The 13,112-nt window shown below is 60.7% G+C and carries 11 protein-coding genes; 3 read left to right on the plus strand and 8 right to left on the minus strand.

The features are described from left to right. Positions 1-14: 14 nt before the first annotated feature. Entirely contained in the window at positions 15-626 is a 612-nt protein-coding gene (locus tag P8K07_10575) for a VOC family protein (GenBank protein ID MDG1958961.1), read from the minus strand. A gap of 101 nt (positions 627-727) precedes the next feature. Between P8K07_10575 and P8K07_10580 the strand changes: the two genes are divergently transcribed. Next, positions 728-1,528: a phytanoyl-CoA dioxygenase family protein gene (locus P8K07_10580; protein ID MDG1958962.1), complete on the plus strand. Its 801-nt coding sequence runs from the start codon at positions 728-730 to the stop codon at positions 1,526-1,528. 41 nt (positions 1,529-1,569) lie between these two features. Next, positions 1,570-2,952 (plus strand): MFS transporter, encoded by a 1,383-nt coding sequence (locus P8K07_10585; GenBank protein ID MDG1958963.1) that lies wholly within the window; start codon positions 1,570-1,572, stop codon positions 2,950-2,952. Positions 2,953-3,078: 126 nt separating this feature from the next. Here the strand turns inward: P8K07_10585 and P8K07_10590 are convergent, their stop codons facing one another. Then, on the minus strand, positions 3,079-5,928 hold the full coding sequence (locus P8K07_10590; GenBank protein ID MDG1958964.1) for a TonB-dependent receptor: 2,850 nt from the start codon (positions 5,926-5,928) through the stop codon (positions 3,079-3,081). A 169-nt stretch (positions 5,929-6,097) separates the two neighbouring features. Between P8K07_10590 and P8K07_10595 the strand changes: the two genes are divergently transcribed. Beyond that, positions 6,098-7,348, plus strand: coding sequence for a saccharopine dehydrogenase NADP-binding domain-containing protein (locus P8K07_10595; protein ID MDG1958965.1), 1,251 nt, complete (start codon positions 6,098-6,100; stop codon positions 7,346-7,348). Position 7,349: 1 nt separating this feature from the next. Here the strand turns inward: P8K07_10595 and npdG are convergent, their stop codons facing one another. The 6 genes from npdG to P8K07_10625 are packed head-to-tail and all read right to left on the minus strand — an operon-like array spanning position 7,350 to position 13,064. Then, entirely contained in the window at positions 7,350-7,985 is a 636-nt protein-coding gene (npdG, locus tag P8K07_10600; GenBank protein MDG1958966.1) for an NADPH-dependent F420 reductase, read from the minus strand. Between the two features lie 48 nt (positions 7,986-8,033). Then, positions 8,034-9,116, minus strand: a complete 1,083-nt coding sequence (locus P8K07_10605; GenBank protein ID MDG1958967.1) for an acyl-CoA/acyl-ACP dehydrogenase — start codon at positions 9,114-9,116, stop codon at positions 8,034-8,036. 2 nt (positions 9,117-9,118) lie between these two features. After that, a complete protein-coding gene (locus P8K07_10610; GenBank protein ID MDG1958968.1) occupies positions 9,119-10,321 on the minus strand; it encodes an acyl-CoA dehydrogenase family protein in 1,203 nt (400 codons plus the stop codon). Then, complete coding sequence (locus P8K07_10615; GenBank protein ID MDG1958969.1) at positions 10,322-11,137, minus strand: TIGR03084 family metal-binding protein; 816 nt, start codon at positions 11,135-11,137, stop codon at positions 10,322-10,324. Positions 11,138-11,153: 16 nt separating this feature from the next. Continuing rightward, positions 11,154-12,326, minus strand: coding sequence for a nitronate monooxygenase (locus P8K07_10620; GenBank protein MDG1958970.1), 1,173 nt, complete (start codon positions 12,324-12,326; stop codon positions 11,154-11,156). Continuing rightward, positions 12,327-13,064 carry an enoyl-CoA hydratase-related protein gene (locus P8K07_10625; protein MDG1958971.1) on the minus strand — a complete coding sequence of 246 codons (738 nt, stop codon included), beginning with the start codon at positions 13,062-13,064 and terminating at the stop codon, positions 12,327-12,329. Between the last annotated feature and the right edge of the window lie 48 nt (positions 13,065-13,112).

A 13,112-nucleotide genomic window follows, 5' to 3' on the forward strand; every position in this document is an offset into this window, starting at 1 on the left:
CAAGGCCGCCGGGGCTAGGCGCTGCGCAAATGCAGAGGTTGGCCCTCGCCGGCAAAGCCGCGAACCGACGGTGGCGGCGAGGATGCGGGTGGCTCTGTGGCACGCAGCAAGACGGCTGCTTCGGCGACTTCCTCGGCGGTGAATTCACGAGTGGAATGGCAAAATTCGACCATGATGCCATTGGGGTCCTGCATATAGATTGAGATGCACCACCCGTGGTCGACTTCGAGCACGTCGTAGCCGTTGCGGTTCAGTCGGCTGCGATGTTCGTCGAGATCCTCACGAGTCGGTGCATCGAAGGCCACGTGATTCACCCATTCCGGCAAACCGAGCCCCGTCGAGATCGCCGTGGTGGGCGGCGAGGGAATGTGTTCGTCGTGAATTTCCCAAAACGCAATCATCGAACCGTCCCCGGTATCGTAGAAAAAATGCTTGGACCATCCCCCCGTAGGCGTGGGGCCCACTTCGACCTTGCTGAGCGTAAATCCCATCGCCTCGCGGTAAAAACAGTCCGTGGCTTCAGTATTATGGGAAGCGAACGCCAAATGATGATAGGGCATTTCCAGAGTTCCTTTCTCCCGCAGTGTCTCCGGCACCTGCCCCAGCGTCAAGAGCCGGCCACTCATATTCCAATCCCGAGGAACGGAGCCCGGATCCGCGACAAGAATAGAGAAGACCCGGGAATCGCGAAGAGAAGAGAAGAAAAGAAAAGAGCGGAGACGAAATCGTGACCAGACCCATCGCCACCAGCCTCACCCCAACGGAGAAGAACGATTGGGAAGAAAACGGTTTCTTCGTGCGACGTGGCTTTGCCTCGGGCCCGACCTGCCGGAAACTCTGGGATCGCGCCGTGGAACTGGCCCGGGCGGAAGTCGCCGGAGAATCGATCGCTCCGGCCTACGTCCTGCGTGAAACGCGCCTCGACCAGCCAGGACGGCTCGGAGAAGAACGGGCCTCCAAGATCTTTCGCCTGCACCGAGACGACCCGACCTTCCATGCCGGCGCGACAGACCCCGCGCTTCTGGCCATCATGGCCGACCTTCTCGGGCCGGATGTCGACTGTTTTCTCTCACAATTCATTTTCAAACAGCCCGGGGCACTGGGGCAACCGTGGCATCAGGACGCCTTCTACTTCCCCTTTGGTCGCGATCTTCAGGTCGGAGCCTGGTTGGCGATCACCGAGGCCGGGGCGGAAAACAGCCCGCTTTGGGTGCTGCCGGGATCGCAGACCGAAGCAGTGCATGACGCCATTACCGACCCGCGACCCGATGCCCCCTTTGGTTACGTCGAGATCGTGGACCACGAAATGGACGGCGCCGAGCGTGTCCTGATGCAACCTGGCGATTTGCTGGTCTTCCACGGACACCTCATGCACCGCTCGACAGACCACGAGGCTGGCGAGGTCCGCGCCGCGATGGTCTATCACTACGCGGAGAGCGCTACCGTGGATCGCACCGAGCAGATCTGGGGCCAGCCCAGCCCGAACAATGACTGGATGACCGTCCTGCGCGACCGTGCGCCCGTTTGAAGTTGCAGGCCCTCCCATCCCCCCGCTAACCTCGGTGCAAGATGTCTGATGTACCGGAGGACCCCACCGACCCCGTCCCGCCAACGCGAACGCGCAGGCCCTGGTGGATTCCTTTTTTTCTCGGGGCCATCCCCGACGTTGACGCCAAGTCCCTCACCCTTCTGGGAACTGTCGGTCTGGCCGTCTTCTTTGAGGCCTATGACCTCTCCTTGCTCACCTCGGCGCTCAGCTTCATTGCCGCTGATCTCGAAATCTCCGAAGAAACCCTCGGCCTTTGGACCGGGCTGATCCGGCTCGGTGGGCTGCCGGCGTTCGCCTTGTTGCCTTTTGCCGACCGCTTCGGGCGCCGCAAGGTGTTTCTGGCCTCTCTTCTCGGGCTGAGTCTGGCCACTTTGGCCAGCGCGTTCAGCCCGACGATCCTCGTCTTCGCCCTCCTGCAAATGCTGGCTCGGGTCTCGTTCATCACATTCTCTGCCACCGCAATCGTGATTATTTCCGAGGAATTCCCCGCCAAGCATCGCGGCTGGGGCATGGGAATCTTCGGTGCACTGGGCGCTCTTGGCTACGGACTCTCGGCGATCCTTTTCAGCCAGATCGAAGTCCTCCCAGGTGGCTGGCGAGCGCTCTATCTGGTGGGAGCCGCGCCTCTGCTCTTCCTGCCGCTTTTCTTGCGCAACGTTCCGGAAACCAAGCGCTTCGCCGAGATCCAGCAACAGCGTGACGAGCTGGAAGGCCCCACCAGCAACCTTCTCGGCTGGGCCCAACCCATTCGGGATCTCTTCACAACCTATCCGCAACGCATGCTCGGGGTGACTCTGGCCTGCTTTATCTATGCCGCCTCCGAGTTGGCCGTGATGCAATTTGTTCCCTATTTCATTCTGGAAGAGCATGGCTGGGAGCCATGGGAATACTCGGCGCTGATCCTGGTCGGCGGACTGATCCCGCTTTGGGCCAACGTCGCGGCCGGACGCCTGGGTGACCGGTTCGGCAGGCGCCCCGTCGGCATGGTCGTGATGTGCATGCTGCCGCTCGGTGCGATCAATTTTTTTCACGTCTCGAGCGATAAGCTCGCGATCTTCTGGATCATCCTTTCGTTTGGCAGCGTTGCCGCCAACGTCATGCTGCGGGCGATTGTCACCGAGTCCTTTCCCACAAGCCAACGCAGCACGGCGGCGGGATGGATGACCCTGACGGGAACGGTTGGCGCAGCACTTGGCTTATGGTCGATCAGTTGGGGCCAAAGCATGGGGTACTCGCTACCCGCCGTGGAGAGCATCGTCAGCTGTTTTGCCATCATTGCCGGCCTCGCGCTCTTCCTGCTTCCCGAGACGCGCGGCCTGGAGCTTGAAGAAATCAGCGACGATCCGCACGCGGCCCCACAAGCCGGTCGCCCCGCGACATCCGGCTCCGAGAACCCGGCCTGATAAAACGGCCCGGCCACCCATGGGGTGACCGGGCCGGATGCCAGCAATCTTGCGAGTCCGGAGCCCGAGGAGACCGGCTCGTCCCGCAGAACTCGCCCGTCAGAACTCGTGGTCGGAACTCGTGGATCAGAACTCGTGGGTAATTTCGAAACCGAAGGCTCGACCCTGACCGTAGTAATTCAGGACCGTTCCCAGAACCCGCTGCGAATTGTTCAGCACACCGGTAATCGGTTTCACATTGACCATGTTCTCGCCGAAGAGTGCGACCGAAGTCTGGCCATCATTGAACAGGTAGGTCAGACGCAGGTTCACGTTGCTATAGGCCTCTTGCAGCGCCGCATTCGGCGTGGCCCCGTTGTTCAAATTGGGACTGTGCCACTGAACATCGCTTTGGTAGGACCAATCCACTCGCGGCAACATCAGGCCCGAGAAGAACTCCATGGGAAATTCGACCGGAAAAGGTGTCGTCAATGCGAGGTAGGAGTTGATCGACGGGACGTAGGAGAACTTCCGTCCCGAGACGTTCTCCGGCAAACCGGTGAGAGGATTCTCGGCCGTGCGCCACTCGCCGATGCGGGCATCCTGCAAGCCGAGGTTGCCACTGAGCTGAATGAACTCGCGCGGTTGGAACGAGAAGTCGAACTCGATCCCGCGGATATTTGCCTTGGGCACGTTTCGGGTAAAGGACGCCGAGACGGTCAGGCACTCGTCGAGACGGTCGTCTGTCGGGAGGCAGCCATCTTCCGGAAAAAGCGTTTCGGACGTCGGCAGCTGCAGGTCCTGATACATGGTCACAAAGCCGGTCAGGTTGGCGGTCAACATCCGATCGAGCCAGACCGTCTTCAAGCCGATCTCGAAGGCATCGGCGGTCTCGGAATCGAAATAATCTCGATTGCGGGGATCATTATCCAGGGCCCCTCCATTGAAACCGCCGGTCTTGTAGCCCCGAGCGAACTGAAAATAACCCATCAAATGGTCGATCGGCGTATCCAAAAGCAGATCTTCGGGCATCGTGGCCTGCAAGGAGATCATCGGCGACCAGTTGGTGAAGTACCTTGTCCCATTCCAGGGCTCAGGATCACACATCACATCGCCCTCGCGGTACTCGACGACATTTCCTTCGGCGTCATACTCCGGGATCGGACCGGTTCCCTCTCGGCATTCGCCGGAGCTCGGAAACCGGTTGTTCTCGTAGGGATCTTCACCCGGTCCTGCCAGCAGAGGAACGCAGGTTACCTCCTGGCCCAAATCGTTGACGTTGCCGGGTCCCGTACCCGGCTGGCAAGCAACCGGCCCCGGGTAAGCGCCCTCAACCGGCTGGATCCGCAGACGGTTGACCGATTTCTTGGTCCGCCCGAAACGAATGCCAGCGGTTAGATTCAGCCAATCGTTCAAAGCGGCATCCGCCTGACCAAAGATCGAGAAGTCCCAGTTCTTCGTCTTGAACTCCCCATCGGTAATCCCGCCGTTCACGTCGGCAAGCGTATTGGGGAGAACCTCGAGAAGAGTATTGTCATAAACGGACTCCATCGAGCCAAAGACGCCGGTAACAAAACTGATGCGTCCATCGAGCGCGGCACCCGTCAACTGTATCTCCTCGGTGATGGACCAACCGTCCCCGGGGGAACCCCCATAAGGGTTGTCGCCGGTCGAAGAGGCTACAAGAATATCGTATTGCGTCCCGTCGGCGTCGAAATTGCGATACTCGTTGTACCGGCGGCCCGACGTCAGGAACTGTGTCTGCAGATCTTCGAAAACCGCCAGATCGCCGATATCCCAGGTCAGAGAACCCCAGACCATGGACGATTGCTGCTTGTAGAAATTCGGCGCGTCCATGTTGACCTTGTAACGAAGCGCCTCCTCGCAAGCCTCTTTGTACTTCGCCTGATTGTAGGTTCCTTCCGGCGGCCCGCCCAGGGCGGCTGGCAAATCCATAATCGCCTCGAACTGCGAAGGTTGAATATACATGCAGCGGGAGCCGAGGCCTCGGCTATGGGTCTGGTTCCACAGACCCGAAACATCCAGCACCAGGTCATCGGTGATCAGGAAGCGCAAGCTGCCGAGGAAGCCCAGATTGTCCTGATTGCCCAGCCACTGGTCGTTGTAGATATTTTTGACAAAGCCACCCTGATTGGTGGAGGCAAAGTTTGCGCGCACCGCCAGGCGGTCCTGAAAGTCGCCGAAATTGATCGGCACATTCAACATCGCGCGGGTCTGTACGTTGTTGTTGGTCGTATAGCGCAACCGCAAGGAGCCGCCGAGCTCGGAGTCCGGCTTGGCCGTGGTGATCCGGATTGCGCCACCAGCGCTGTTTTTCCCGAACAAGGTGCCCTGTGGACCCCGCAGAACCTCGATCTGAGTGACATCGACCATCTCGGTGATATTGCCCTGCTGTCGCGGCAGATAGACGCCATCCACATACAGGCCGACCCCCTGGTCAAAATAAGGCGCCGGGAAAGAGCCGATCCCGCGAATCACGAAGGCCGCACCCGCACCCGTGTAGATTGCCTGAAGGTTGGGAACGAGTTCTCCGATCTCGAGCAAGTTGGTCACGTTGGCATCGATGAGGTCATCAGCCGAGAGCGCGGTCACCGCAACCGGCGTGTCCTCGAGAAGCTCGGTACGGCGACGCGCGGATACAACGATCTCTTCAATCCTGCGCTGCTCGCCCCTCGACATTTTCTTGGCTTCGCCGTCGGCAAGAAGGGTCTCGGCCTCTTGTTCGCCCATGGCGTCTGCGGTGCTTGTATCATCGATCGTGCTGGTGATCGCCGGCTCATAGGCAGGCTCCGGAAGCGGATCCTGCAACGTGCGCTCGGGTGGCGCTGCGGCCTCGGCGGCCGACCCTGCCTGCAGGGCTCCGGCGGCGTCTTCCTGTGCCTGTGCGAGACCCAAGCCGCTTGCGACATGAAAAATTACCGCAAAAATTACATACTTGACGAACTGCAGATTCGACCGACGACCACTCAAATTCATATGCGCCCCCTGAAGGTTTGTTGCCCACGTACCACGAGACTGCGCGTGGCTGAAACGCTGGACGCCTGTGGCGATGGACCCCGCGAACACCTTCACTGCTAACGCATCGCGGCATCGAATAACCGCGAACGCTTTGACGCAGGATGTCATCCAGCTATTCTGGAAAACGATGACTTCTCAGGACGAGACGCCCGCAACATCCAGCCAACCCCAACCATTGATCTTGATCGTCTATGGAGCGACCGGGTTCACCGGCCAGTTGGTCGCCACCTACCTCGACACCCACCCTGAACTGCGCGGCAAGCGCTGGGCCATCGCGGGCCGCACGAAGAGCAAGCTCGCCGAGTTGTCGGCCAGGCTCGGGGGGCGGCCCGAGACTCTCTGCGTGGACCTCGAGGATGCCGACGCCGTATCCGCGATGGTCGCGCGGACGGCCGTGGTCCTCAATTGCGCGGGCCCCTACTCCCTCTACAACGGCGCAGCTCTGTTGGGCGCGTGTGCTCGAGCGGGCGTCCATTACTCCGACCTTGCCGGAGAAGGCTTCTGGCAAGCCGAAATGGTTCAGGCTTTTCACGACCTCGCAGAGCAGTCCGGAGCGAAAGTGATTCTGGGCGGCGGTGTCGATTCGATTCCTTCCGACCTCGGTGCGTTTGTCGCGGCAGAGGCTCTGCCGGGTGATTCTGACCAGAAGGTGCAGCTCCGCGGCGTCTATACCCGCTACACCGGGTCGTTTTCCGGTGGCACCTTGAACTCAGGGAAGGCGACGGCGCGAGCGAAAAAATCGGGCAATTACAGCGACGCGATGGAAGCAGATCCCTATCTTCTGGCACCCGGAACCACAGGTGCCGAGACCGGAACCCCCGGGACTGCCGATGGCATGGCCGCAGACTTTCAGTGGGGTTTCGATTCGACCTACGGCGTCGTTTCCACATTCTTCATGGCGCCGATCAACGCCAGAGTCGTGCGGCGCAGCCTCATGCTCCGCGGCGAGCACAAGCATACGTCTTACAGCGAGTGCGCAGCCGCAGGGATGTGGATGCGGGTAGCGGGAATGTGGGCTAGTCGCGGGTTCGGCTATTTCCTGGGCGAACCGATCAACTTCAAACCAAGCTCCGGGGAAGGTCCGCCCTCGTGGCTGCTACGCGATGGAGGTTTCGAGATCGAGGTGACCGCCACCGCCAACGCGAAGTCCACCCGCACGCGAATTTCTGGCCAAGGCGACCCCGGCTATGGCGCAACCTCCAAGATGCTGGCCGAGCTCGGCCTCTGTCTCGCCCTCGATGACCACAGCGGGGCGTCGCACCGCGCCGGCGTGCTCACGCCTTCCACCGGGTTGGGGCACGCGCTGGTATCACGCCTCGGTCAGGCCCGAGGCGGCAAGTTCATGGAGTTCGAAACAACGCCGCTGCAGGCGGGTTGAATCACAGCCCCTGAATGCGCAGGCCTGTGCGCTTTCGCTCGCGCATATTGATGCCAATCAAGACCGGCGTCAGAGCTTCGATGGCCGACGCGTTGACCAAGCCCCCTGCATGTACGGCCCGCAACCCGGTGATCGAATCCGTAAGAACACGGACCTCTGCCAGAGCCGCTGCATCATCCGCACACACAAGAACATCCAGATCCAGGGTCGCCGATCGTTTCATCAGCAAGCGGGCGGGCAGATGATGAAAGGCTGCCACCACAGAGCTTCGATGTAACTGGGCCTGCAGCCCCAGAGCCAACGACCCCGATGGGGGGATGATCGGCTCGGGTTGACCGTCCACGAAAGCCAGAGCGTTGATCATCGAAACGACAATACGTCCCGCGAGTGCTTCTTCGTTCGCAGCAACGACGCCATGAGCCGACTCCCATGGAAGCGCGACGACAACAACCGGTCCGAAACCGGAAGCGTCCGCATTCGACCCACCCTGAATGCCCGATTGGCCAAGACTGGTCGCCACTTCCGCTGCCCGAGCGGGGTCGCGGGAGCCCAGGCAAACCTCATGCCCCGCCATCCCGAGCCTTAATCCAATGCCTTGCCCGGCGTCGCCAGTTCCGCCCAGAATTCCAATCTTCATCGACCCATTCTCCCGCGCAAACGTCGCCTCGAGGCGACGGCCGCTCCCTCAGGCGGCAAGACCTTGCGCCCGAGCCGCCTGCTCGCGCAGGAACTCCGGCCCGCCCAGTTGATGTCGGGCCACGCCAAGGCGCTTGAACCAGAAGTGCAGGTTCTGTTCGTCCGTCCAGCCTGTACCTCCATGAACCTGCGTCGATACGCTCGCAATCTCGTGTCCGATCTCCGAGGTATGCGCGAGGACATGCAGCGACATCAGTGGCGCTTCGCTCGGAAGGGTGTCGAAACTATGCGCCGCATACCACAGAAGCGATCGTGTCGGTTCCAGCTCCGCGATCATCTCGGCGCACATATGCTTCACCGCCTGAAAGGATCCGATCACCCGGTTGAACTGCTTGCGCTCCATCGCGTAGGCGACCGCTTGCCCCACCATCGCTTCGCAAGCACCCAGCGAGTCGGCGGCCAGGGCGATTCGCCCCGCTTGCATCATCCGGGCGATCGCCGGGCCGGCCCCTTCGAAAACCGCCTCCGGCACAACGTCGGCAAACACCAACTCGGCACTGCACCTAGTCGCGTCGATTGTCAGCAACCGCTCCCGGCCAACCCCCGGGGCATCCGCTCGCACCACCGCAAGCGTCTCCTCTGACACCGCCACCAAAATAAAATCAGCGCCCATCGCGTCCCAGGCCATCATCGATTTCCCCGAGAGTTTCCCGCCGGCAAGCGTGACACCAGCCTCCTCACGAACCGACCATAGCTCCGTCACCGCAATGCCAAACTGCAATTCTCCGGCCGCCAGACCCGACAACCAGGGACCCACCGCGTCGCCGCCGACCGCGCGCAACGCCACCGGGGCCATGATCGCCGACGTCAGGTAGGGCGTTGGTGCCGCCGCAAAGCCCATGGACTGCGCCACCAATGCGGCTTCGAGCAAGGGCAGACCGCTGCCGCCATGTTCCTCCGGGACGAGGATCCCGGTCAGACCGAGTGCCCCGAGTTCCTTCCAGATACCCCGATCATTCCAAACCTCGGCCGCGCGTAATTCACGGATACGATCGATGGAAACCTTGTCGGCGAGAAACCCGCGTGCGGTTTGCTCCAGAAGCTTCTGGTCCTCTGATAATCCAAAATCCATGACTATTTCCCCTGCGCCGGCTTGGGTTCGCGAGGCATGCCGAGCCCTCGCTCCGAGATGATATTTTTCTGAATCTGAGCCGTGCCCCCGCCGATGATCAACCCGAGTGAGAACATCGAATGCGTTTGCCAGTAGGCGCGCGCCCGTTCGTATTTCGTGTGCTCGTACAGAACGCCGAGTTCCCCGAGAACATCGAGAGCCAATGTCGCCATGTCGAAATTGATCTGACAGTTCTGCAATTTCGAGACGAGGCCCGCCACGCCGGGAGACTCGCCCTTCAGGCTGCAGGTCAACATCCGCATCCCATGGGTCTTCATCGTCAGCGCCCGCGCCTGCAGCTTCATGAGGCGATCCCGGTAGATCGGGCTTTCGATCGCTGCGACACCATTGATGGTCTCGCGCTGCATCAAGTCGCGCACCTTGAGCAATGTGCCTTCCGGGTTTGCGTTCAGGCTGTTTCGCTCGTGCTTGAGCGTCGTATTGGCAACCGTCCATCCGAGGCCTCGGCCAGCGACGACATTGGTCTTCGGCACTCGAACATCGGTGAAAAACACCTGATTGAAACTATTCTCGCCGAGGTTGCCCGACATCGTCCGCAGCGGTTGGACTTCGATGCCCGCGGTATCCATCGGCACGAGCACATAGCTGATTCCCTTGTGCTTGGGGGCATCCGGCTCGGTGCGCACCAGCAGGAAGCACATATCGGCCCGGTCCGCGGTGCTCGTCCAGATTTTCTGACCATTGATGACGAAATCATCGCCGTCTTCCGTGGCCGCCGTCTGCAGGCTGGCAAGATCGCTCCCCGCCCCCGGCTCGGAATATCCCTGACACCAGAGGGTTTCGCCCCGCATCGTGCGCCCGATCCACGCTTTTTTCTGCTCTTCCGTCCCGTACTCCAACAAGGTCGGCACGAGCATCGAGGGCCCCTGTGCAGGGAATCCACGCGTCACTTTCGCCCGGTTAAACTCCTCATCCATGATGACCGTCTCGAGCAAATCAGGCTCGGCCCCAAAACCACCATATTCGGAAGGAATCGTGCGGCCCCAATAGCCATGGTCGAGCTGCTTGGTCAGCCAGTCGATCAGCGGCCCTCGACGGCTCTGACTGAGACCGGCATTGTTGTTGAAGTCCGGCTTGTGCTGCTCGAGAAACGAGCGTACTTCATGGCGAAAATCTTCGTACTTTTCTCCGAATTCGAGATCCATTCAGCTAGCCTCCCCCGCCTGCGCGGGACCACGTGTGCCAGGCTTGGGGGGATTGACCGCCCCGCCCGCAAAACATTGAGCAATCGACATCCACCGCGTGGCAATCGGGCCGGTGACGACCAGCGAGACATCGGCAATATTACGTCCTTGCGTCACGACATGACAGAAGTCCACTGCCGTGCCCCGAATCGACTCCGTCTCACTCGGGTCGCCATATTCCCAGATCGCTCCCGACGGGGCTTCGAGATGCACATAAGGCATCGGGCCCGGGACTTCCTCCCGACGATTGATGAAGGTCCACCCAAACGTCTTCACCCCGATCGCGACAATATTTTGAATTCGATCATCGTAAGTCCGTGAGACGTTGAGGAGATCGTAGATCTCCTGCGAATGAGACCAGGTTTCCATATAGCGGGCTGTCGTAAACATCCGCACACCCATATCCGGACCAAACCAGGGCAGGCGGCGCTTGGGGTCCGATGCCGACAGGTCATCCGTGAGCTTCTGGTAGGTCGCCCGCCATATCGCCAGAAGTTCCGGTGGCGAAAGATCCCCCAACTCGTCGCGCGCGATCTCCTGATTGGTTTTGCGCTGCTTGAGCAACTCGATCAGGGCGTTGCGCTTGGGAATGAAGGCTTCCTCCCCACCCAGCGAGAGGTTGGAGACCAGATCGAAATAATGAAGGTGAGCCACCACGTCCCAGGGGGTCCAGCCGAGAAATCCGGTTGGCCTCTCCCAGTCCTCGGCGTTCAACGTGGTCAGAAACTCGTAAAGAGTGTCTGCCTCGGCGCGAAAATCCACACTTTCCTGCAACATAAAGAATCCTTTGCCCTCAGACCGCCGCCCGGAGGCGGCTCGGGTTGCGCGTCGCCAGCACGTCCACCGCTTCCGCGATGATGTCGGCGAAGATCTCACCTGCCGGTCTCTGTCGGGTCAACATTCCGGACGCCTGCCCCGCCGCGTTCATCAGCAGATCTTCTCGACCAGCCAGACGAATGGAATACTCGAGGTCGGCAATCAGCGAGGCCTGCTGGCCCATCGGCAATGCCTGCAGACCCGAACGCTCCCAAGCCTCGATAAAGGGGTTGGTGATATTGCGCATGGTCTTGCCGGAATAGAGACGCGTTACGGCCGTATCCTCTGCCGCAGCTTCGAGGATCCTCTGCTTTTGCAGATCTGGTTGATTGGCTTCGTCGGAGACCAGGAATGCAGTCCCGCACCAGGCAGCCTCGGCGCCCATAGCCAGCACCCCGGCCAGGGTTCGACCGCTGGCGATCCCGCCGGCCGCGATCACCGGCGTCGGCGCGACCGCGTCCATGACTTGGGGGAGCAGCGCGAGGGTTCCCATCCGCCCGGTATGGCCACCCGCCTCGGTGCCCTGCGCCACGACGTAATCGGCACCGCCCGCAGCGACGCGTCTCGCGCCGCGCACATTACCGACCAGCGAAAGAATCGTCGTGCCATTCGCGTGCAATGCCTCGGCAAAGGGCTCCGGCGAGCCGAGACCGGAGGCAAATACCGGCACCTTCTCCTCGAGAACAACCTCCATCTGGCAACCAGCCCAACTTTTGCCCGGAGGAATCCATGTGCCCATGGCGTTATCCACCGGTGGAGCTTTCTCCACCGAGATACCCAACTCCTCCGCAATTCGGGCGACACCCTCGAGATACCCTTCGGGAAATTTCTCATCCTGAGGGGCAAATACAGCCTGAGGGATCTCACCCTCGGGGCGCTCCCAAAGGAAATTCGGAGCCAGCAGGAGATCGACGCCGAAGGGCTTGTCGGTGAGGGAGCGCACCTTGCGAATTTCGGCTCGGAGTTGGTCGGGCGAGTACGCCACACCTCCGATCATTCCCAAGCCACCTGCATTGGACACGGCCGCACAAAGAGGCGCTGTCGCGACCGGATCGCCCGTCCCGGCAACAGGCCCCATCCCTGCCAAAATTAGTGGATACTCGATACCGACGCGTTCACAGAACTCCGTCTTCAGCGTAGGTTTTCCCACTCAGCTATCCTCCGAGGCCCATGGGGCCTTTTCTTTTTTCAAAAATGCTCGCATACCGCCTTTGGCCTCATCGCCGCTGAACAGTTCGGCCGACAGTTTGGCCATCTTTGCGAAGGCATCTTTCTGGTCCATTGCCGGTACCTCATTCACGAGTTGCTTGGCGACCGAAACCGCGTTCGGGCCACCCTTGGCGATATCGCTGACAATCTCGTCGACAGCGCTTTCCAATTGATCCCCGGGGACCGCGTAATTGATCAATCCCATCGCAGCAGCTCGAGTTGCCGAAAAGCGGTTACCCCGCAGAAAAGCATCCATCGCGTTGCCACGGTTCATCTTGGGCAAACAAACCACCGAGATAATCGCGGGCACCACCCCGAGGCGCACCTCGGTAAATCCGAACTTCACATCCTCGCGCGCCACCGAGATATCGAACGCGGCGGCGAGGCCGTTGCCGCCACCGACCACATGGCCATCGATCTGACCGATCACCGGCGTGGCCGAGGTCTGGATTTTCTCGAGCAGAGCATCAAAGGAAATCGAAGGACGACTCGGAGCTGCCGCGCCTGCTCTTTCCTTCAAGTTTGCACCCGCGCAGAACGTATTCCCCTCATTGGTCACCACGACCGCACGGATGGCCGGATCGGCATTGGCCGAGTCGAGGGCCTCGTCAAACTGCGTCAACAACTCGCCGCCGAGGGCATTACGGTTCTCGGAATCCGCCAGAGTGATCTTCATCACCCGACGGCTCGTCTCTACTCGTATCTTGCTGATGATTTTCTCCGATTT

The organism is Candidatus Binatia bacterium, from assembly GCA_029248525.1.
GTDB lineage: Bacteria > Desulfobacterota > Binatia > UBA12015 > UBA12015 > UBA12015.

Bases quoted from the DNA above. Each gene is read 5' to 3' on its own strand.
- npdG (MDG1958966.1), bottom strand. From the start codon at position 7,985: ATGAAGATTGGAATTCTGGGCGGAACTGGCGACGCCGGGCAAGGCATT.
- P8K07_10575 (MDG1958961.1), bottom strand. From the start codon at position 626: ATGAGTGGCCGGCTCTTGACGCTGGGGCAGGTGCCGGAGACACTGCGG.
- P8K07_10605 (MDG1958967.1), bottom strand. From the start codon at position 9,116: ATGGATTTTGGATTATCAGAGGACCAGAAGCTTCTGGAGCAAACCGCA.
- P8K07_10585 (MDG1958963.1), top strand. From the start codon at position 1,570: ATGTCTGATGTACCGGAGGACCCCACCGACCCCGTCCCGCCAACGCGA.
- P8K07_10595 (MDG1958965.1), top strand. From the start codon at position 6,098: ATGACTTCTCAGGACGAGACGCCCGCAACATCCAGCCAACCCCAACCA.
- P8K07_10610 (MDG1958968.1), bottom strand. From the start codon at position 10,321: ATGGATCTCGAATTCGGAGAAAAGTACGAAGATTTTCGCCATGAAGTA.
- P8K07_10615 (MDG1958969.1), bottom strand. From the start codon at position 11,137: ATGTTGCAGGAAAGTGTGGATTTTCGCGCCGAGGCAGACACTCTTTAC.
- P8K07_10590 (MDG1958964.1), bottom strand. From the start codon at position 5,928: ATGAATTTGAGTGGTCGTCGGTCGAATCTGCAGTTCGTCAAGTATGTA.